This window comes from Cyanobium sp. BA5m-21, assembly GCF_024346235.1.
Classification (GTDB): domain Bacteria; phylum Cyanobacteriota; class Cyanobacteriia; order PCC-6307; family Cyanobiaceae; genus Cyanobium_A; species Cyanobium_A usitatum.
This window is the reverse complement of record NZ_JAGQCO010000028.1, coordinates 12,927-32,218: the sequence shown is the minus strand read 5'-3', so window position 1 is coordinate 32,218 and position 19,292 is coordinate 12,927. Positions and strand designations below refer to the sequence as shown.

At 66.2% G+C, this 19,292-nt stretch carries 21 protein-coding genes and 3 tRNA genes; 11 read left to right on the top strand and 13 right to left on the bottom strand.

Translation table 11 applies throughout. The features are described 5' to 3' along the window. The 3 genes from KBY72_RS09630 to yidD all read right to left on the bottom strand — a co-directional run. Positions 1-498 (bottom strand): Mur ligase domain-containing protein (locus tag KBY72_RS09630; RefSeq protein ID WP_254993465.1); only part of this gene is annotated, 498 nt, incomplete at its 3' end. Between the two features lie 27 nt (positions 499-525). Further along, entirely contained in the window at positions 526-840 is a 315-nt protein-coding gene (locus KBY72_RS09625; RefSeq protein WP_254960881.1) for a glutaredoxin family protein, read from the bottom strand. Further along, positions 840-1,103: a membrane protein insertion efficiency factor YidD gene (gene yidD / locus KBY72_RS09620; RefSeq protein ID WP_254993471.1), complete on the bottom strand. Its 264-nt coding sequence runs from the start codon at positions 1,101-1,103 to the stop codon at positions 840-842. Before yidD ends, KBY72_RS09625 begins: the two co-directional genes overlap by 1 nt. A 197-nt stretch (positions 1,104-1,300) precedes the next feature. Here yidD and rpsD point away from each other — a divergent pair, with 197 nt between their 5' ends. Then, positions 1,301-1,909 carry a 30S ribosomal protein S4 gene (gene rpsD / locus KBY72_RS09615; protein WP_254960882.1) on the top strand — a complete coding sequence of 203 codons (609 nt, stop codon included), beginning with the start codon at positions 1,301-1,303 and terminating at the stop codon, positions 1,907-1,909. 217 nt (positions 1,910-2,126) lie between these two features. Here the strand turns inward: rpsD and trpC are convergent, their stop codons facing one another. From trpC to KBY72_RS09590, 5 genes are all read right to left on the bottom strand, one after another. Then, complete coding sequence (trpC, locus tag KBY72_RS09610) at positions 2,127-3,014, bottom strand: indole-3-glycerol phosphate synthase TrpC (protein WP_254960886.1); 888 nt, start codon at positions 3,012-3,014, stop codon at positions 2,127-2,129. Between the two features lie 5 nt (positions 3,015-3,019). Beyond that, positions 3,020-4,495 (bottom strand): dihydrolipoyl dehydrogenase, encoded by a 1,476-nt coding sequence (gene lpdA / locus KBY72_RS09605; RefSeq protein ID WP_254960889.1) that lies wholly within the window; start codon positions 4,493-4,495, stop codon positions 3,020-3,022. A gap of 38 nt (positions 4,496-4,533) precedes the next feature. Next, on the bottom strand, positions 4,534-5,373 hold the full coding sequence (locus tag KBY72_RS09600) for a TrmH family RNA methyltransferase (protein ID WP_254993464.1): 840 nt from the start codon (positions 5,371-5,373) through the stop codon (positions 4,534-4,536). 1 nt (position 5,374) lies between these two features. Then, a complete protein-coding gene (locus KBY72_RS09595) occupies positions 5,375-5,623 on the bottom strand; it encodes a hypothetical protein (RefSeq protein WP_254960893.1) in 249 nt (82 codons plus the stop codon). 8 nt (positions 5,624-5,631) lie between these two features. Continuing rightward, a tRNA-Leu gene (locus tag KBY72_RS09590) sits at positions 5,632-5,715 on the bottom strand. A gap of 153 nt (positions 5,716-5,868) precedes the next feature. On the opposite strand from KBY72_RS09590, the gene murA reads away from it, so the two are divergent. From murA to KBY72_RS09565, 5 genes are all read left to right on the top strand, one after another. Next, the gene (gene murA / locus KBY72_RS09585; RefSeq protein WP_254960894.1) at positions 5,869-7,185 is read left to right on the top strand and encodes a UDP-N-acetylglucosamine 1-carboxyvinyltransferase; all 1,317 of its coding nucleotides are present in this window, start codon (positions 5,869-5,871) and stop codon (positions 7,183-7,185) included. 12 nt (positions 7,186-7,197) lie between these two features. Next, a tRNA-Leu gene (locus KBY72_RS09580) sits at positions 7,198-7,279 on the top strand. A gap of 23 nt (positions 7,280-7,302) precedes the next feature. Then, entirely contained in the window at positions 7,303-8,517 is a 1,215-nt protein-coding gene (locus tag KBY72_RS09575) for an aspartate aminotransferase family protein (RefSeq protein ID WP_254960895.1), read from the top strand. A 25-nt stretch (positions 8,518-8,542) separates the two neighbouring features. Further along, positions 8,543-9,811, top strand: coding sequence for a bifunctional folylpolyglutamate synthase/dihydrofolate synthase (locus KBY72_RS09570; protein ID WP_254993463.1), 1,269 nt, complete (start codon positions 8,543-8,545; stop codon positions 9,809-9,811). A gap of 119 nt (positions 9,812-9,930) precedes the next feature. After that, on the top strand, positions 9,931-10,512 hold the full coding sequence (locus tag KBY72_RS09565) for a pentapeptide repeat-containing protein (RefSeq protein WP_396121826.1): 582 nt from the start codon (positions 9,931-9,933) through the stop codon (positions 10,510-10,512). Here KBY72_RS09565 and KBY72_RS09560 read toward each other — a convergent pair. Genes KBY72_RS09560 through KBY72_RS09550 form a run of 3 tightly spaced genes read right to left on the bottom strand, consistent with a single transcriptional unit; the run spans position 10,496 to position 13,519 of the window. Then, on the bottom strand, positions 10,496-11,875 hold the full coding sequence (locus tag KBY72_RS09560; protein WP_254960898.1) for an FAD-binding oxidoreductase: 1,380 nt from the start codon (positions 11,873-11,875) through the stop codon (positions 10,496-10,498). The two genes, KBY72_RS09565 and KBY72_RS09560, sit on opposite strands and share 17 nt — an antisense overlap. Beyond that, the gene (locus KBY72_RS09555; RefSeq protein ID WP_254993462.1) at positions 11,868-13,148 is read right to left on the bottom strand and encodes an amidohydrolase family protein; all 1,281 of its coding nucleotides are present in this window, start codon (positions 13,146-13,148) and stop codon (positions 11,868-11,870) included. The genes KBY72_RS09560 and KBY72_RS09555 overlap by 8 nt, the downstream gene beginning before the upstream one ends. Beyond that, complete coding sequence (locus KBY72_RS09550; protein WP_254960900.1) at positions 13,148-13,519, bottom strand: DUF4359 domain-containing protein; 372 nt, start codon at positions 13,517-13,519, stop codon at positions 13,148-13,150. Before KBY72_RS09550 ends, KBY72_RS09555 begins: the two co-directional genes overlap by 1 nt. Before the next feature lie 161 nt (positions 13,520-13,680). Between KBY72_RS09550 and KBY72_RS09545 the strand changes: the two genes are divergently transcribed. Together KBY72_RS09545 and KBY72_RS09540 are read left to right on the top strand one after the other, a co-directional pair. After that, positions 13,681-13,893: a hypothetical protein gene (locus KBY72_RS09545; RefSeq protein ID WP_254932365.1), complete on the top strand. Its 213-nt coding sequence runs from the start codon at positions 13,681-13,683 to the stop codon at positions 13,891-13,893. 73 nt (positions 13,894-13,966) lie between these two features. Next, positions 13,967-14,039, top strand: a tRNA-His gene (locus KBY72_RS09540). Positions 14,040-14,084: 45 nt separating this feature from the next. Here the strand turns inward: KBY72_RS09540 and KBY72_RS09535 are convergent. Together KBY72_RS09535 and KBY72_RS09530 are read right to left on the bottom strand one after the other, a co-directional pair. Continuing rightward, positions 14,085-15,146 (bottom strand): DUF1611 domain-containing protein, encoded by a 1,062-nt coding sequence (locus KBY72_RS09535; protein WP_254960901.1) that lies wholly within the window; start codon positions 15,144-15,146, stop codon positions 14,085-14,087. Further along, positions 15,140-16,237 carry a dipeptide epimerase gene (locus KBY72_RS09530; RefSeq protein ID WP_254960903.1) on the bottom strand — a complete coding sequence of 366 codons (1,098 nt, stop codon included), beginning with the start codon at positions 16,235-16,237 and terminating at the stop codon, positions 15,140-15,142. Before KBY72_RS09530 ends, KBY72_RS09535 begins: the two co-directional genes overlap by 7 nt. Positions 16,238-16,375: 138 nt before the next feature. Here KBY72_RS09530 and miaB point away from each other — a divergent pair, with 138 nt between their 5' ends. The 3 genes from miaB to KBY72_RS09515 are packed head-to-tail and all read left to right on the top strand — an operon-like array spanning position 16,376 to position 19,287. Next, positions 16,376-17,749 (top strand): tRNA (N6-isopentenyl adenosine(37)-C2)-methylthiotransferase MiaB, encoded by a 1,374-nt coding sequence (miaB, locus tag KBY72_RS09525; protein WP_254960904.1) that lies wholly within the window; start codon positions 16,376-16,378, stop codon positions 17,747-17,749. A gap of 33 nt (positions 17,750-17,782) precedes the next feature. Continuing rightward, complete coding sequence (locus KBY72_RS09520; protein WP_254993461.1) at positions 17,783-18,880, top strand: D-alanine--D-alanine ligase family protein; 1,098 nt, start codon at positions 17,783-17,785, stop codon at positions 18,878-18,880. Next, positions 18,877-19,287 carry a hypothetical protein gene (locus KBY72_RS09515; RefSeq protein ID WP_254960906.1) on the top strand — a complete coding sequence of 137 codons (411 nt, stop codon included), beginning with the start codon at positions 18,877-18,879 and terminating at the stop codon, positions 19,285-19,287. Before KBY72_RS09520 ends, KBY72_RS09515 begins: the two co-directional genes overlap by 4 nt. Positions 19,288-19,292: the final 5 nt, after the last annotated feature.

The following is a 19,292-nucleotide window of genomic DNA, read 5'->3' as shown; positions in this document are numbered from 1 at the left end:
GAGCAGATCGGCGAAGGCCGTGGTGTGCTGGGCCGTCACGCTGTGGCCTGGCCAGCGGTTTACCAAGGTGCCAAACAGGGCCGAAGGCCTGCCTGACGAAACCGCCAGATGCTCAATTAAATAGGTGGTGGTGGTTTTGCCATTAGTGCCGGTGACCCCAATCAGGGCCAGCCGGCGACTGGGCTGGGACCAGAAGGCAGCCGCCAGCTCTCCGGCCCAGCGGTTCAGCGGCTCAGGCGCTACCAGCACAGCATCACCTGGCCCAGGCGGCTGAAGGGCCGCCGCGGCCTCGCTAATCACCGCAGCTACCGCACCGGCCTGCAGTGCCTGGGGCCAGAAGCAGCCCCCATCCACCTGGGTGCCAGGCAGCCCCACAAACAAAGTGCCCCGCCCGATGCGGCGCGAGTCACAGCTGATGCCGCTCAACTCCCCGTTGGCCACGCCCGCCGGCACCTCCAAACCCACCTGCTGCAGGACTGGGTGGAGCAGCTGGGTCATGGCGTCGTCAGTAAAACTGGGGCCTATCTAAGCGTCCTGGCTGGAAAAACCGTGCTTCTGCAACCAAACCTGCAAGCTGGCGCCAGCCAGTCGGGGCGGCACCCTGGGCAGCTGCCGATCTCCCTGGCCGGAGCGCACCTGCAGCACCGGCACCTCCAGCCCAAAGCGGGCCTGCAGGGCGGGATCACCATCCACATCGATCAACTCCAGCGCCAGTGGAGGATCGAGGGCGCGCAACTTCTGCTCCAGTCCCTTGCACAGACAACACCCCTTGCGGGTTAGCAGCAGCAAAACCGGAAGCCCGGGGGAGGAAGAGGGCCAAGAGGGAGCGGAGGAGAGCATCAATCGGGCACCGGATCGCAACCGCAGGCGCTGAAGGGATGACAACGCAGCAGCCGGCGCAGGGTGAGCCAGCTGCCCCGCCAGGGCCCATGGCGGCTGATCGCCTCGAGGCCGTAGGCGCTGCAACTGGGAATGAAACGGCAGCGGGGCCCCAGCAAGGGCGAAATCCACTGGCGATAAAAGCTGATCAAGGCGAGCAATAGGGCCGCCAGGCCAGTAGTAAGCAATTGGGTCAGCAGCTGGGTTGACTGTTTGCTCGGCAGTTGGGGGGAAGCCCCAAGCTCGGCCTCTTGCAGGGAGGCGAGGCCCGGCTCTGGCTGGAGATCGAGGCTGCGCGGCCCAACCGATAGGATCGATCGTTGGCGCGGCACAGTTCGAGTTAGCGGGATCATCCCAGCATGCTCGATACCGCAGCGCCTTGCCTCCCAAGGGAGGTACTTCGTCCTTTGAATTTGTTTTCATGTCTCGCTACCGCGGCCCTCGCCTGAGGATCACGCGGCGCTTGGGAGACCTTCCCGGTCTCACCCGTAAGTCCGCCAAGCGGTCTTATCCCCCCGGTCAGCACGGCCAAGCCCGTCGCAAGCGCTCCGAATACGCCATTCGCCTCGAAGAGAAGCAGAAGCTTCGCTTCAACTACGGCATTTCCGAACGTCAGCTGGTTCGCTACGTGAAGAAAGCCCGTGCCCAGGAGGGTTCCACCGGAACCAACCTGCTCAAGCTTTTGGAAACCAGGCTCGACAACGTCTGCTTCCGCCTCGGTTTTGGCCCCACCGTTCCCGGTGCCCGCCAGCTCGTGAACCATGGCCACGTGACCGTGAACGGCCGCGTCGTGGACATCCCCAGCTACCAGTGCAAGGCCGGCGATGTGGTCGCCGTGCGCGAGCGCAAGCAGAGCAAGCAATTGGCTGAAGGCAACTTGGCCTTCCCGGGTCTGGCCAACATCCCGCCCCACCTGGAGCTCGATAAGAACAAGCTCGTCGCCAAGGTGATCAGCAAGTGCGAGCGCGAATGGGTCGCCCTTGAGATCAACGAACTGCTGGTGGTTGAGTTTTACTCCCGCAAGGTGTGAGCGCCTGGCTGCTGCGGCGGCCCCGAACTCCCCAAGCCCTCGCCCAGTGGCGGGGGCTTTTTGTTGCAGTCATTTTTGTAGCGACCGGCGTAGCGGCTGGGGTGGCGGCTGGCCTAGCGGCAGCGCCCAACCTGCGCGCTTCTTAGCTAAACCAGTGCTTAGCTAAGCCCTGGTTTAGCTAAGCACTGCAAACACAAAGATCAGCCCCTGCCGATCATCAGACGCTGCCGATCAAGGTCTCCAGGGCGGCGGTCACATCGGCCTGACGCATCAGCGCTTCGCCCACCAGCACCGCATCGGCGCCAGCACCCTGTACCCGGTCGAGGTCCTCGCGGGTGAACAGGCCCGACTCGCTCACCAGCAGGCAGCCCTTGGCGCGGATGCGTTCGCCATAAACGGCAGTGAGCTGCTCGGTGGTGGCCAGATCGGTATGGAAGCTGGCCAAATCGCGGTTGTTGATACCGATAAGTTGCACGCCATCAAGGCCCAGCACCCGCTCTAGTTCCTCGCCGTCGTGCACCTCCACCAGCACGGCCAAGCCCAGAGCCCTGGCCACCTTGAGCAGGTAAGCCAAATCCTGATCGCTGAGAATCGCGGCGATCAGCAGGGCCGCATCGGCCCCGGCGGCGCGGGCCTGAAATAGCTGATATGGGCTCAGGATGAAGTCCTTGCAGAGCAGGGGCAGATCAACCGCCTGGCGCACCTGCACCAGCACCTCAAAGCCACCCTGGAAAAACTGCTTATCGGTGAGCACCGAGAGGCAGCTAGCACCACCGGCGGCGTAGCCCTTGGCAATCGCTTCAGGATCGAAATCCTCGCGGATCACGCCCTTGCTGGGGCTGGCCTTTTTCACCTCGGCGATCACCGCCGGCTTGCGGCAGGAGGCCCGCAGGGCCGCCAAAAAATCCCTGGTCGCCGGCAGCTCAGCCACCTGCTGTTTGAGCTTCTCCAAGGGCACCCTCTCCCGGGCGGCCGTTATCTCCCGATCCTTCTCCCAGAGGATCTGCTCAAGAATGTGACGGGGCTCGCTGTCCTCGTGGCGGATGGCGTATTCGAGAAAGGCCACCTTCACCTTGGGGTTGGGCGGCCGGCGACGGATCTCCATGGTGCTCAGCCTGCCACCGCCATGGCTGCTTGCTTGTAGGCCACTTCCACCACCTCGCTCAAGGTGGGATGGGTGTGCACCTCGGTGGCCAGTTGCAAGACGCTCTGGCGGCGGGCCACGGCGTTAGCGATCTCCTGGATTAGGTCGGCCGCATGCAAACCAAAGATGTGGGCGCCCAGCACCTCACCGCTGGCTTTGTTGAACAGCAATTTCATCAGGCCTTCGCCCTCGAGTTCAGCCAGGGCCTTGGAATTGGCCTTGAAGTAGCTGCGCACCAGGCCCAGCTCAAAGCCCTCTTGCTCAGCAAGGGCTTGGGCGTCGGCCTCGCTCAGGCCCACCGAGCTGATCTCCGGGTGGGTGAAGGTGGCCGCTGGAATTGAGCGGTAGTCGATCTGGCGGCTGTGGCCAAGAATGTTGTCTACGGCCACGGTGCCTTGGGCGGCAGCGGTGTGGGCCAGCATCATCTTGCCGGTCACATCGCCTACGGCCCAAAGGTGCGGCACCGGCTCACCTCCCACCAGCACCCGCATGTGCTCGTCGACTGGCACGAAGCCCCGCTCGGTTTCCACACCAACGGCAGCCAGGTTGAGCTCGGCGCTTGTGGGCACGCGCCCAGTGGCCACCAGCACCGCATCCACCTCCAGGGTTTCCACAAGCTCCTTGGTGGCCATGTCTGCCAGCTCGATCTTCACCGGGCAGCCGGGGGTCACCTTGCGGGCCAGCACACCGGCGCGGGCGTCGATATCACGGCCATTGATCAAGGTGCGAGCAGCAAGCTTGGCGATGTCGGGATCGAAGGTGGGCATCACCCGATCGAGGGCCTCAATCATCGTGACCTCACAGCCCAAGGCCGTGTAGACATCGGCAAATTCCAGGCCGATGTAGCCGCTGCCGATGATCGCCAGCCAGCGGGGCAGCCACTCGAGGTTCACCGCCTCATCGCTGGTGAACACGGTGCGCCCATCTGTCTCGATGCCGCGGGGCACGAAAGGCTCAGAACCAGTAGCCAGAATCACATCGCGGGCGCTGATGGTGCGCTCGATGCCACTGCCGTTCTCGCGCACAGTGACCTGCTGATGGCCGGCCAGGCGGCCCTGACCCCGCAGGATCGTGGCACCGGCGCGCTCCAGGGTTTTGGTGAGATTGCTGCGGATAGTTGCCACCAGCTGGTTGGCATGGTCGGCGATCTTTTGGCGCTCAAAGCGCACTGGGGCGGCGTGGATGCCAAAGCCCGCCAGATGCTCGGCGTCGGCCAGCTCCCGCACCCGGCCGCTGGCCGCCAGCAGGGCCTTGGAGGGCACACAGCCCCTGTTCACACAGGTGCCGCCCATATCGCGCGACTCAACAATGGCGACCCGCAGGCCATGGTCGGCAGCGTGCTTGGCCGCATCGAAGCCGCCATAGCCGGCACCGACCACGATCACGTCGTAATCGAAGCTCGATCCGTCAAAGCTCGATCCGTGGAGGGGGGCTTCGCTCACCGGGCAGCACTGCGGTTGTTGACGGGCATTCTCCCCCGTCAAGCTCCAGCCTGCTGGCGCAGACGCTCGAGCAGTAGCGGAGCTGCCGCCACGGCCACATTGAGGGATTCCACCGCTGGGCTGTGGGGAATGGTGACGCGCTGGCTAGCCAGGGCCTGGAGCTCCGCTGACACCCCAGCCCCCTCATTGCCAAGCAGCAACACCGTGGGCCGGGTCCAATCGAGCTTCCAATAGGGAAGAGGTGCCGAAATAACAGCCACCGATCCGATCTCGGGGCGCACCGCAACCACCAGCTGCAGGCCGGCGGCCGTTGCCGCCTGCAACCGCTCCGCCAACTCCTGCCTGCTCTCTCGGACCATGGGCACGGCCAAGGCAGCCCCCGCCGAGGCGCGCAACACCTTGGGTTGAAATGGGTCAGCCCCATCGGCCAGCCACAGGGCCCCAACCCCCGCCGCCAAGGCAGTGCGCATCAAGGTGCCGAGGTTGCCGGGATCCTGGATCCCATCAAGGGCCAGCACAAAGCTGGCTGTGCCTGGAGCCGCTGCCGTCGGAGGCAGCAGGCTGGCCACCACTCCGTCGGGATGCTGGGTAGTGGCTATGGCTTCCAGCACCTCACCACCCACCAGTCGCCAACTGCAGCCTGGAGGCAGGGCTGCCACCAGCTCGCCATGGTCAGCCAGCCAAGCGGCGGTAGCCAAAACGTCCCTGGGCTGAAGCCCTAGACGCACCGCCTCCTGCAGGAGGTGGGTGCCTTCCAGCAGCAGCAACCCCTGCTCGCGGCGACCGCGAGACTCCTGCAGAAGACGCAGCTGCTTAACCAGCGGGTTGCGGCGGCTAGTGAGCGGCTCGGCAGCACCCAAGCCATCGCTAGGGATCACTTCAGAAAGCCTGGTGACGGCGCACATTCAAACCGTCGTGCACTACGAGCTCCTTGCCGTCTAAATCGAGACCACGCACCGAGGCGACCTCACCCTTCAGGCCTTCAGCATGGAGGTTTTCGACCAATTTCTTGATGACAATGTCCTCGATCGTGGATTGATCAAGGCTGTCGGGCGTAAGGCTCTCAAGGAATTTGCCTAACTTCGAGGCCATCACCTCGGAAGCGTTTGAGATCTTGAGAACGATCATGAGAAAAATGCGGATGGGGAGACTTGAACTCCCACGACATTGCTGCCACTAGTACCTGAAACTAGCGCGTCTACCAATTCCGCCACATCCGCGTGGCTGTCGCTAGAGCAGAGCTCGCTGCAACGGAGAAAACATACGCCATCGGCAACCCGCACCAGCGGTCGGAGCCAGTTCTGGCTGCGGCCGTCTAGACGATCTCACAATGTGTTGTCAATATGCTGCGACGTGAACCGGGCAGTCGTTCCATGGGTCTGATCGCTGTCCAATCACCTAGCAAGACCCGTTTCGTTCAAAATCCCCAGCTTGAAATCCGGGGCGGCCGGCGCCTCTCAGGCGAGCTGCACGTGAGTGGTGCCAAGAATTCAGCCTTGGTGCTCATGGCTGCCTGTCTGTTGACCAGGGACACCATCCGACTGAGAAACGTCCCTCCACTTACCGACATCACCGCCATGGGCGAAATGCTCAGCAGCCTTGGCGGTCAGGTCCACCGTGATGGTGACGCCCTGGAATTAAAGGGCGACTCAATCAATAGCTCTACAGCCCCCTACGAGCTGGTGAATAGCCTGAGGGCCAGTTTTTTCTGTATTGGCCCTCTGCTAGCCCGCACTGGCATGGCCAAGGTGCCCCTGCCAGGCGGCTGCCAGATCGGCACCCGGCCAGTCGTCGAGCACGTCAAAGGTCTCAAGGCCCTGGGCGCCCAGGTCACCATTGAGCACGGGGTCGTTACGGCCGTGGTGCCAGGCAGCGGCCATCGCCTCACGGGCGGCCGCATCCATATGGACTGCCCCAGCGTTGGCGCCACCGAGACATTAATGATGGCGGCCGCGCTCGCCGATGGTGAGACGTTGATCGAAAACGCCGCCCTTGAGCCAGAGGTGGTTGATCTAGCAGGCCTGCTGATCGCCATGGGCGCCAAGGTGCGCGGCGCCGGCACCTCCACGATCACGATAGTGGGTGTGGATCGCCTGCATGGCGCCGACTACGCCGTGATCCCAGATCGCATCGAAGCTGGCACGTTTCTACTGGCAGCCGCCATCACCCGCTCCCATTTGCGGGTAACCCCAGTGATCCCAGATCACCTTGGCGCCGTGCTCAGCAAGCTCGAGGAGGCGGGTTGCACCTTGGAGCACGACGGCGTCGGGCTCACCATCAAGGCCGATCAGATCAATGCAGTTGACCTGCGCACCCAGCCATTCCCCGGCTTCCCCACCGACCTGCAAGCCCCCTTCATGAGCCTGCTGGCCACGGCCCGAGGCACCAGCGTGATCACCGAAAACATCTTTGAAAATCGCTTGCAGCACGTGGGCGAACTGCAACGCATGGGTGCCGACATCCGCATGCAGGCCAACACCGCCTTTGTGGAAGGGGTGGCCCGCCTCAGCGGTGCTCCAGTGCAAGGCAGCGACCTGCGCGCCTCCGCCGCCATGGTGCTGGCTGGCCTAGCCGCAGACGGCATCACCAACGTGCGCGGCCTCGAATACCTAGACCGTGGCTACGCCAATCTTGAGGGCAAGCTCAATGCCGCCGGTGCCAGCATTGAGCGTGTCAGCTCGGCGGCTTAAGCTCTCAACTGCGGGAGCGTGCCGGAATTGGTAGACGGACTCGACTCAAAATCGAGCGCCTTCGGGTTTGTGGGTTCGAGTCCCACCGCTCCCATCTCGCCCATCACCCACTCAGGCATGTCTGCCTCAGCCGTGATGGACACCTACGCCCGCTTCCCGATCAGCCTCACCCGAGGCCGGGGAGTCTGGGTTTGGGATAGCAATGGCAAGCGCTATCTCGACTGTGTAGCCGGCATTGCCGTCTGCACCCTCGGTCATAGCGACGGGCGGCTGAAGCGGGCCCTAAGCCGCCAGCTGGGCAAGTTGCAGCACGTATCCAATCTGTATCGAATCCCCGAGCAGGAGGAACTCGCCGCTGCGATCACCGCCAGCAGCTGCCTGGATCGGGTTTTCTTCTGCAACTCCGGCGCTGAGGCCAATGAGGCCGCCATCAAGCTGGCCCGTAAGCACGGCCACACGGTGAGGGGCATCACCACTGGCGAGGGCAATGCGCCCCTAATCCTCACCGCCCAGGCCAGCTTCCACGGCCGCACCCTGGCTGCGGTTACAGCCACGGGGCAGCCCAAGTACCACCAGGGCTTTGAGCCGATGGTGCAGGGCTTCCGCTACTTCCCTTACAACGACACTGCCGCCTTTGAAGCCCTGCTCGCCACCTGCGAAGTGGAGGGTCCGCGGGTGGCCGCCGTGCTGCTCGAACCAATTCAGGGCGAAGGCGGCGTGCATCCCGGCAACAGGGCCTTTTTTCGGCGGGTGCGTGAGCTCTGCGACGCCCACAACATCCTGCTGATCTTCGATGAAGTGCAGATCGGCGTTGGCCGCAGCGGCCAGCTCTGGGGCTACGAGCAGCTGGGCGTCGAGCCCGATGCGATCACCCTGGCCAAGGGCCTCGGCGGCGGCATCCCCATCGGTGCCCTGGCGGTGAAAGCCTCAGTGGATCACTTCCGCCCCGGCGAACACGCCAGCACCTTCGGCGGCAACCCCTTCGCCTGCCGCGCCGGCCTCACCGTGCTAGCCGAACTAGAGCGGCGCGACCTGCTCAGCCACGTGCAGCGGATGGGCGCACTGCTGCAGGAGCTACTGGCCCAGCTGGTGAGCCGTCATCCCACCCTGCTGGAGGGGGTGCGGGGCTGGGGTCTGCTGCAAGGCCTGGTGCTGCGCGAAGAGGCCCCAAGCGCTCCGGACATCGTCAAGGCGGCCATGGGGCAGGGGCTGCTGCTGGTGCCCGCCGGCCCACGGGTGGTGCGCTTCGTGCCCCCGCTGGTGATCCAGCCCCGCCACCTGCGCCTGGCCGTCGACCGCCTCGAGCGCGCCCTAATCAGCCTTGGGCGATGAAACAGCCTTGGGCCCTGAAACAGCCGTGGGCCCTGAGCTCGACAATTTCGCCGACCTGATCGAGCCCTTCAGCCGCCGCGGCGTCGACCTGGGACTCGATCGCCTGCAGGCCGCCTTGGCCGAGCTCGGCAACCCCGAGCGCCGCTTTGCCGCCGTGCAGGTGGCGGGCACCAACGGCAAGGGCTCGATCTGCACCCTGGTGCACCAGGCCCTGCTGGCCGCCGGCATCCGCGCCGGCCTCTACACCTCGCCGCACCTGGTGAGCTGGACCGAGCGCATCCGGCTTGGCCATGACCCGATCGCCGCGCCATGCCTGCGCCGCCACCTGGAGATCGCCACGCCGATCGCCCAACGCCACCAGCTAACGCCCTTTGAACTGGTCACCGCCGCGGCCTTCCTGGCCTTCGCGGCAGCGGATCTGGAGCTGGTGGTGCTGGAGGTGGGACTGGGGGGCCGGCTCGACGCCACCACCTGCCATCCCCACCGGCCCGTGATCGGCTTTGCCTCGGTGGGGCTCGACCACGCTGAGTTCCTCGGGCCGGATCCAGCCACGATTGCCGCCGAAAAAGCCGGCGTGCTACAGCCGGGGGCCGTGGCAATTAGCGCTCCCCAGAGCCCGGAGGTGGCGGCGGTGCTGAGCGATAGCGCCGCCGCAGTGGGAGCCGAACTGCGCTGGGTGGAGCCGCTGGATCTCAACCAGTGGAACCTGGGGCTTTCAGGAGCAGTGCAGGCCGCCAATGGCGCCGTCGCCCTGGGCCTGCTGCGGGCATTAAAGGAGCGGGGCTGGCCGGTAAACGACCCAGCCATACGCCGCGGTTTCGCAGCAGCCCGCTGGCCAGGCCGACTACAACAACTGAGCTGGCACGGCCTACCCCTACTGCTCGATGGCGCCCACAACCTGCCGGCCGCCCTCGCCCTACGCGCCGAACTCGACGCCCATCCCGAGCGCCACGGCCTGGTCTCCGGCCCGCGCCACTGGCTGCTTGGCATGCTGGCCAACAAGCAGGGGCCGGAGATAGCCGCGGCCCTGCTGGCCCCAGGCGACCGGGCCTGGATCGTGCCGGTGGCGGGGCACGCCTGCTGGAGCCTTGAAGCCCTTACCGCCGCCTGTCCCAGACTCGCTAGCCAGCTGCACAGCGCCCCCAGCCTCGAGACCGGCCTGGCCCAAGCGGGAAGTGGTTTGCAACGCGTGGTAGTTGCTGGCTCTCTCTACCTACTCGGCCAGGCAGCCACATCACAGCAGGCCCCAGTTGCAAGCCCAGGGACATCTGAAGGGACTTCTGACTTTGGTTAATCAGGCTTTTGCTTGTTAGCTTAGCTAAGGCTAGGTCAAGTCATAAAACACGCGCCTACTCCTCCCCTTCTGCCACTCCACACCATCCAGGCCAGAGTGAGGTCCCGCGGCCCATCCCCATGGCTCCCTTCTTCGAGCTCCTCTTAGTGGCCCAGTCAGTAGCCAAATCAGTGGCGAAATCAGGAGCAAAATCAAGCGCGAGATCAATAGGGAAATCAGTAGCCCTTTCCCTAGCTCTGGGGCTGCTGCTGGTGCTGTCTCCACTGCTTTCTCCACTGCCGGCAGCGGCCGACTTCTCCGGCGTGGACTACACGCTCACCAACCAGAACGAGCAGGATTTCAGCGGTCAGGATCTAGCCAATACCTCGTTCGCTGGGGCCACCGGACGGCACGCCAACTTCAGCGGCGCCGATCTGCACGGGGCGATCCTCACCCAGGCGGCCTTCCCCAATGCCAATTTCGCCGGCGCCGATCTCAGCGGCACCCTGATGGACAAGGTGGACCTCTCCGGAGCCGATCTCAGCGGAGCCATTCTCACCGGGGCGATCGCTTCAGGCAGCAGCTTCCGCGGCGCCAACGTCACCGATGCCGACTTCAGCGACGCCCTGATCGACCGGGTGGACCAGCGCTCCCTCTGCCGCGATGCCGAAGGCACCAACCCGATCACAGGCGCCGACACTCGCCTCAGCCTGGGCTGTTAAGCCAGCCGCGCAATTTGCCTGGGTTGAGCAGGCCAGCCGGGTCGTAGGCGGCCTTTGCTGCCACCTGGTCGGCATCGATCACACCCAAGCCGCCATCTTCGACGCTGATCACGTGGGGGTTAAACAACACGGCACCGCAGCGGCGGCAATCGTCTAGCAGCTGCTGCAGGGCCTCCTCGCCGCGCCAGCGCAGCAGCGGCAGGGCCGCCAGCCGGGCCGCACCCTGCTGCCTCACGGCCTCCAGGTGCCAAAGCAGGTCGTCGCCCCATTGCTGCCGCAGGCGCTCCAGACAGGGGGCCTCCGGCTGGGGCAGCAGCATCTGCAGGTAGGTCCAATCCGGATGCTGGGCGCGCCAATGCAGGGTGGTGTGGTTCCAGCTGAGCTCCCGCAGCGGCAGCCCCCGGCTCTGGCCCTGGGGAGCCTGCCAGCGCAGCGCTCCGCCCTTGGCCGCCAGCCAGCTCGGCAACACCTCCAGGGCTGCGGGGGCGGCCAGCAACAACAGGCGCTGCTCACCAGGCTCGGGCGCCGGACAGCCCGCCGGCCAGGGGAGCTGGCTAACCAGCGGCGCCTCCAGCACGGTGATGGCATTCAGCTCAAAGGCCGTGCTTGTAAGGGCCTGGGCCGCCGCCAGGGCCTGCCCCCACTGCTCGAAACCCACCACCAGCTGCTGCCAAACCACCGCCTCGCTGGTGGGCAGCCGCAGGGCAGTGATGATGCCATTGGTGCCGTAGGCGTGGTTGAGCGGGGCGCTGGCCGCAGCATCGAGCTGCAGCAACCGCGGCTCGGGCTCGAGGGTTACCACCTCCAGACCCAGCAGGTTGCCGGGATCGCGCAGAAAACCCCAGCGCAGGGAGCCGATGCCGCCGGAGCCACCGGCGATAAAACCACCGATGCTGGCGCTGCGCACCGTGCTGGGCACCAGCCGCAGGGCCCGGCCCCGGGGGGCCAACTGCTTCTCGATCGCCCCCATCAAGGCGCCTGCCTCCACCTCGAGCACCCCGGTGGCTTCATCCAGCTGGCGCAGCTGATTGAGGCCGCTGAGATCCAGCACCAGCCCGCCTTCCAGCGGCACGCACTGGCCATAGTTGCCCGTGCCGGCACCCCGCACCGTCAAGGGCACGCCCTGGCGAGCACAGGCTCCTGCCACCAGCAGCACCTGCTCCACCGTGGTGGCTCTGGCCACCAGCTGGGCGCGGCAGCCCTGCAGCAGGGGCACCAGCACCGGCGAGTAGTCGTAGTAGTCGCGGGAGAGCCGCTCCAGCTCCAGCGGCGACTCGGCCCCGAGCAGCGGCAGGGCCGAATCCAACCGGCGCAGCTCAGCTGCCAGGGCAGTGATCTGGGCCTCAGGGCAACGCTCAGCCATGGGGTGGCAAAAGGGGTGAAGGCTTCTCAGCTTCGGGCGGCGGCAGCCAGACGCCTTGACGCAATACCCGCCGCTGGGGCGGCCGGGCCAGCAGCTCCCCCCAGCTACCAGACCCAAGCAGCACTAAATCGGCTGGGGCCCCAAGCCGCACCACCCCATCCCAGGCCAGCTCCAGCACCGCTGCGGCGGCGGTGCTGAAGGGGGCCAGGCCCAGCCGCTGCCAGGGCATCAATTGGCAGAGCGGCGCCGACCAGCGCAGCAGCTCAATGGGATCGAAATCACCACCTGGATACCAGGGGTCTTGCACGTTGTCGCCGCCGATAGCCAGCCTCACGCCCGCCTGCTGCAGGCTGCGGATCGGCGCCAGGGGCCGCCGCCAGGGGGTGCGCCCGGGCCGGCGCCCCAGCAGCCAAAAATTGGTGGTAGGCAGGGCTACCACGGCGATGTTGGCGGCGGCCAGCCGATCCGCCAGCCGGTCGCAGTTGCGTTGCGGCAACAGGGCCATGCTGCTGGCGTGGCTGCAGGTGATCGCCACGGCGCGGCGCTGCTCCAACACCAACTGGGCCACCATCGCCACCCCCTCGCCAGGGCAGGAATCGGCCTCATCAACGTGCAGATCCACCCCGCAACCATGGCGCTCGGCCAGGTCAAGCAGGGCCAGCAGGGCCTCGCGGTCGACGTTGCGGCTAGCGGCACCCTGGCCATAGGGCGGCCCGATCACCCCACCCAGCAGCCCCTGGCCAGCGGCCACCCGCCGGGCCAGGGCCTGCCCCTCCGCCGTGAGCCAATGGGCCATTGGTGCCAGGGCCACCAGCTGCAGCTCCAGCCGCTCGCGCCAGCGCTCACGGGCCGCCAACAGGGCTTCCCAGCTGGGTTCGGCCCCAGCCCCAACGCTATCGATATGGCTGCGGATCGCCCGCACGCCGTTGCGCCAGGCCCGCTCCAAGGCCCGCTCAGCCCGCTCAGCCACCTGCTCAACGCTGCGCTGAGCGTATTCGCGTTGGTTAGCAGCTAAGGCCGCCGCCATCGTGCCCTCCCGGTTGGGAAAGGCGGCGGCGCTGAAAGCCTTATCCAAGTGGGCATGGGGCTCAATCAGGGGAGTTAGGGCCAGGGGCAGGCTGGCCGCCGCCGCCTGGGCGGGCAGGGGCGAAATGGCCGTGATCCGTCCCGCCTCGAAAGCGATGCTCAGGGACACCAGCCCATCCGCATCGGCGCGAAACTCGGCTCCGCCCAGGCGCGGATCCAGCAGCCCCCGGGGCAGGCGCAGCTTCACTAAGGGCTCTCGGGACGGTCGGTGGCAGCGCTGATCAACACAAATTGACCGGCTACGCCCACCACGGTGGAGCGAAAGCGCGGCACCTGCCAGCGCAGCAGCGATTGGCCGCCCAGCTCACTTTCGAAAACACTCAACAGGCCGTAGCTGCGGCGGCGGGTGTGGCTGAGCACCACGGCCGCCAAGGCCGCTCGCTGGGCCTGAACAAGCCCCACACAGTTGTTGATCGCCATCCGCAACAGCACCGGCACGCCGCCATCGCCGCAGAGCTCCTTGCTGATCTCTTCCACTAGGCGATCACCGGCGTAGGCGCGGAAATCGGCAGGGGATGGATTGGTGAGGGCAAGCCCGCCAGCGGCTAGGCCGAGCATGATCAAGCCAGGCGCCCATGCGAAGCGGGCCGGGGTGTCCGAACGGCAGACCAAACGGTGCAAAGTTGCAGGCAATCAAGGTTGGCACCCTTTGCTCGCCACGGCAGGCGCCTTGCCCCAACCCTCAACGTCCTGTCTAATGCAAGCCCAGGGGCAAGGGCATGGACCAGAAGCTCATTGGCACGGCCTTTCTGGCTGCCCTGGCAGCAGCCCTGCTCGACGCCGACTCAGCAGCATTTCTACGCGACCTAGTCGGGCCCTGGCTGCGCTCGCCGCTGCTGGTGCCAGTGGCCGGCGTGCTGCCCGAACTGCAAACAGGCGCGGGGATTCTCTGCCTGGTGGCAATTCCAATCCTGTGGCTGAGGCCGCGGTAGCTGCGCTGAAGCAGGTCGCCGCAACGGGTGAGAAGCCTTGACAGGCCACGACTTGCTACATTCCAAGGGCGCGGCGGGCGTCGCCAAGCGGTTAAGGCAGCGGCTTGTGGTGCCGCCATCCGGGGGTTCGAATCCCCTCGCTCGCCCTTGATTCCCTAGCCGTCCCCACCTTCGGGGCGGCTTTTTTGTGACTACTGCAGCGCCTGCAGCAAAACCCCAGCCCCATGCCGCACCGGATCGGCGCAGGGCAAGCCGAGCTCGGCCGCGGTGGCGTCAACAGCAAGCTGAGCGGCGGCGGCGTCCAATCGGGCGGTGTTGAGCGCCACGGCCCGCACCCGCGGCCGCAGGCCATCGGGACGCCCCAAGGCCGCCAGGGCCTCCAGCGCCGCGATCAACTCGGGCAGGGGCGGGATCGCCACCGGCACCTCCCCTGGCCGGGTGCGCACGTGGCTCTGGCCAGCGCGGTGCACCAGCAGCAGTTCGGTGGGCTGGCTGCCGCGCAGCAGGGGCAAGGTGGCGCTGGAGCCCGGATGGCAAAGCGACCCCTGGCCCTCCACCAGCAGCAACGCCTGCGGCCCGGCCCCAACGGCGGCGGCCAGCACGGCCGCCTCCACGGCACCGGCGGCGTAATCAATCCGCACGGCATCGAGGGCCACGCCCTGGCCGCTGATCAAGATGCCCGCCTGACCCGTGCCCACAAAGCGGGCATCAAGGCCGCAGCGCCTGGCCTCAGCCTGCAACTCCAAGCAGGCGCTCATCTTGCCCACGGCCATATCCGAACCCACGGCCAGCACCCGGCGGCAGGGCAGGGCAGCAGCTCGCGCGGCCGCCACCTCCAAGCCAGCCGGCTCCTGGCGCAGATCCCAGATCCACTGGCCGGCTCGGCGGCAGGCGGCAGCCAGCTCGGGATCATCGCCAAGGCGGCTGTGCAGGCCACTGGCCAGGTTCAGCCCCGCCTCCAGCGCCGCCAGCAGATCGGTCCGCATCGCTGGTGGCAGGCGGCCACCGGAGGGGGCCAGCCCCACCACCGCCACCTCGGGCCCGTAGGCCAGTGCCGCCGCCATATCAGCCACCACCGGCACAGCCCGCTCAATGCCGCTCACCTGCTGCAGGTCGGAGCCAGCGAAAGCCGGATCGATCACCGCCACGATTGGCCCACTGCGATAGCGCAACATCGCCAAACCGGTCTTGCCGCTGAGGTCGTCGAGGCCGCCGTGGAGCAGCAGCACGACCGGAGCGCTTGGGCTCAACATGACGCCTGCCCCATGGAGATACCCAGATTGATGCCAAGGCCGGGGCCCGCTGGCGGAATCAGCACGTCTCCCTCCAGGGTCAATCCGGTGAAGGGGTCGTCCACCAGGTTGAGATGGCTATCGAGATCGGGCCAGGTCACTAGGGGCAGCAGCTGGGCTGCCGCGCCATTGAGCAGGGCGCCATCCGAGTAGCACCCCAGCATCACCCCTAAACCCAGGCGGCGAGCCGTCTGGGCCAGCAGCAGGGCCTCGCCAAGGCCACCGCTCTTAAGCAACTTGATGTTGATGCCATCCACGTGGGGGGCCAGCCGCAGCAGATCGGCCAGCTGCCAGCAGCTCTCATCGGCCACCAGGGGCAGGGGAGATTCGCCATGCAAGGCCGCAAAACCAGCGCTGTCAGCCTCCGGATCCAGCAGGGGCGCCAGGGGCTGCTCGAGCAGCACCACGCCGGCCCGCTCCAGGGGCTCGAGCATGGCCCGGGCTGTGGCCAGATCCCAGCCGCCGTTGGCATCCACCTGCAGCTCGCAGGCTCTACCCGTCTGCTGGCGCCGCTGCTCGAGGGCGGTAGCCACCCCCTCCAGCAGGGGCAGGTCGTGGGCGATGCCAGCGGGGCTGCCCAGCTTGAGCTTGATGCGGGTGGCAGGCAACTGCAGCCACCAGCGCTCAAGCCTCGCCAGGACAGCCTCGGGCGTACCTAAGCCAAGGGTGACGCTGGTGGCGACACAGGCGCCTGGATCCAGGCCCCAGAGCCGGTACAGGGGCTGATTCAACCTTTTGCCCCACCAGTCGTGCAGGGCCAGATCCAAGCCGCAACGGGCCGGGGGGCTCAGGGCGGCCAGCAGGGGCTCCAGGGCCTGCAGGGGCTCCGGCGCCAGGGCGGCCAGCTGGGGGGCAACCGCCTCCAGCTCCGCCGCAACGGCATCGGTGTCGTAATGGCGGTGGCCGGTATCGAAGCCGCCGGTCTCGCCGATGCCCGTGAGCCCGTCGTGCTCAAGGCTCACCAGCAGGTGCTCCGCCGCAGCCGTCGTGCCGCGGCTGATGGCCAGGGGCACGGCCTTGGTGAGCTGAAAGCGTTGCAGGCGAAGCTGCATCAGGGCTAAGGGGCTGGTCTCAAGCTGACACGGGTCTGGCACACGTCCTGGAATCCGTACAGCGTGTACAGATTCCAGGACACCAGACCAGGTCCCTTTTCCCGCCAGCCGCCAACCCTGATGGCCGAAACTAGTTGCATGACGGCCACCAACCTCAGCACCAACGTCCCCCGCGGCAGCTACTGGATCACCACCTTTGGCTGCCAGATGAACAAGGCGGATTCCGAGCGCATGGCCGGGATCCTGGAAGCCATGGGCTACCGGGCCGGCACAGACGAGCACAGCGCCGATTTGGTGCTTTACAACACCTGCACAATCCGCGATAGCGCCGAGCAGAAGGTTTACAGCTACTTAGGCCGCCAGGCCCAACGCAAGCGAATCAACCCCAACCTCACCCTGGTGGTAGCGGGCTGTGTGGCCCAGCAGGAGGGCGAATCTTTGCTGCGGCGAGTGCCCGAGCTGGATCTGGTGATGGGCCCCCAGCACGCCAATCGGCTAGACACCCTGCTGGCCCAGGTGGAGCAGGGTCAGCAGGTGCTAGCCACCGGTGAGCAGCACATCCTTGAAGACATAACCACCGCTCGCCGCGACAGCCAGGTATGCGGCTGGGTGAATGTGATCTACGGCTGCAATGAGCGCTGCACCTACTGCGTGGTGCCCTCGGTGCGCGGCCAGGAGCAGTCGCGGCTGCCCGAAGCGATCAAGCTGGAAATGCAGGGCCTGGCGGCACGCGGCTTCAAGGAGATCACCCTGCTGGGCCAAAACATCGATGCCTACGGCCGCGACCTGCCCGGCATCACCCCCGAAGGCCGCCGCGCCCACACCCTCACCGACCTGCTCCATCACGTCCACGACGTGGCCGGAATTGAGCGGATCCGCTTTGCCACCAGCCACCCGCGCTACTTCACCGAGCGGCTGATCGATGCCTGCGCCGACCTACCCAAGGTGTGCGAGCACTTCCATGTGCCCTTCCAGAGCGGCGACGATGACGTGCTTAAAGCCATGGCCCGCGGCTACACGGTGGATCGCTACCGCCGCATCGTTGAGCGCATCCGTGAGCGCATGCCCGATGCCTCGATCAGTGCCGATGCGATCGTGGCTTTCCCCGGCGAAAGCGACGCCCAATACCGCCGCACCCTGGCCCTGATTGAAGAGATCGGCTTCGACCTGGTGAATACCGCCGCCTACTCGCCGCGTCCCAACACCCCAGCAGCCGACTGGCCAAACCAGCTCAGCGAGGCGGTGAAGGTGGAACGCCTGCAGGAGCTCAACGCCCTGGTGGAGCGCACCGCCCAGCAGCGCAGCAACCGCTACGCCGGCCGCTGTGAGCAGATCCTGGTGGAAAGCAGCAATCCCAAAAACTCCAATCAGGTGATGGGCCGCACCCGCACCAACCGGCTCACCTTTTTCCCCGGCCAAAACGCCGATGGCAGCCCGATCAAACCGGGCGACCTAGTAACGGTGCAAATCGAAGAGGTGCGCGCCTTCTCCTTGAGCGGCAAACTGGCCTGAGTTTTGGGCCCCCTGGGTCCCATACCGGCTGGCATGACTCCCACCCCCATCGCCGTTGGTCTGATCTTTGGGGGAGCCTCCGGCGAACACGCCGTCTCAATCCGTTCCGCCGCCACGGTGGCGGCGGCCGTGCGGGATGGCGAAAACGCATCGAGCTACGCGCTGCATTGCTTTTACATCGACCCCGAAGGACGCTGGTGGGGAGCTGAGTTGGCCGATGCTGTGTTGCGCCAGGGCAGCCCGGCCCGGCTCGAGCAACTGCCCCAACCGCTGCCGCCGCCTGGATTCCGGGGCTTACCTGCCGGCGCCCTGGAGATCGATGTGTGGCTGCCGGTGCTGCACGGCCCCAACGGCGAAGACGGCACGATCCAGGGCCTGTTCACCCTGATGCAGGTTCCCTATGTGGGTTCGGGTGTGCTGGGCTCGGCGGTGGGCATGGATAAGCAGGCGATGAAGGCCGCCTTCGCCGCCGCCGGCCTGCCCCAGGTGCCCTATGCCTGCGTGTCAGCGAGCGCAGCGGCCCAAAACGACGACGCCCTGCTCGACCAGCTGGAGAGCCAGCTCGGCTACCCCTGCTTCGTGAAACCAGCCAACCTCGGCTCTTCGGTTGGCATCAGCAAGGCCACTGATCGGGCCAGCCTGCAGGCCGGTCTGAAGCTTGCCGCCGCCCTTGATCCGCGGCTGGTGGTGGAGCAGGGGGTGACGGCCCGCGAGCTGGAATGCGCGGTGCGGGGCGGCGGCCACCAGCCCCTGCAGGCCTCGGTGCTGGGCGAAATCTGCTTTGAAGCCGATTGGTACGACTACGAAACCAAATACAGCGAGGGCAAAAGCCACACCGTGATCCCGGCGCTGGTGCCAGAGGCGGTGGCTGAACGCTGCCGGACCATGGCGATCGAGGCCTGTGAGGCCGTTGGTGCCATGGGGCTTTCGCGGGTTGACTTCTTCTTCTGCGAAGCCAGTGGCGAACTGTGGCTCAACGAGATCAACACCCTGCCGGGCTTTACCAGCCAGAGCATGTACCCGATGCTCTGGGCCGCCACGGGTGTGGCCCTGCCCACCTTGGTGCGCGAATTGATCGAAGGGGCCCGACAATGGCATGTCCAGGTATCTAGTGGAGGCCCTTCGACATGAGTCACGGCCTGCTTTGGCTGCCACTGCTTTTAGTGTTCGTACTGCTCACCGCCCTGGGCTGGCTCGAGCGGCGGCGGCAGCGCTTGTTTCGCGAATGGGCCGAGGGCTCCGAGCTGGCCAAACTCGACAGCTGCGGCGGCGCCCGGCTGGTGGATGGCCTGCTGACTTGGTGCTCCTTCGAAGCCGGTCAACTCAAGCAAGATGACTTTTTTGTGATTAAGCAGCTCGAATTGGTTGAGCTGCTTTCGCTGGGTTCGGGCGAGGCGCCCCTCACCGAAGAGAGCCAGGGGGCTTGCCGACTGCGCTTAGTGGGTGGTGGCGAACAAAAAGACCTGCCCTTCGCCGATTCAGAGCGGGCCCGGCGCTGGATCGATGAGCTGATGTCGCGCTCGCGCTGCGAGTTGTGAGCCAG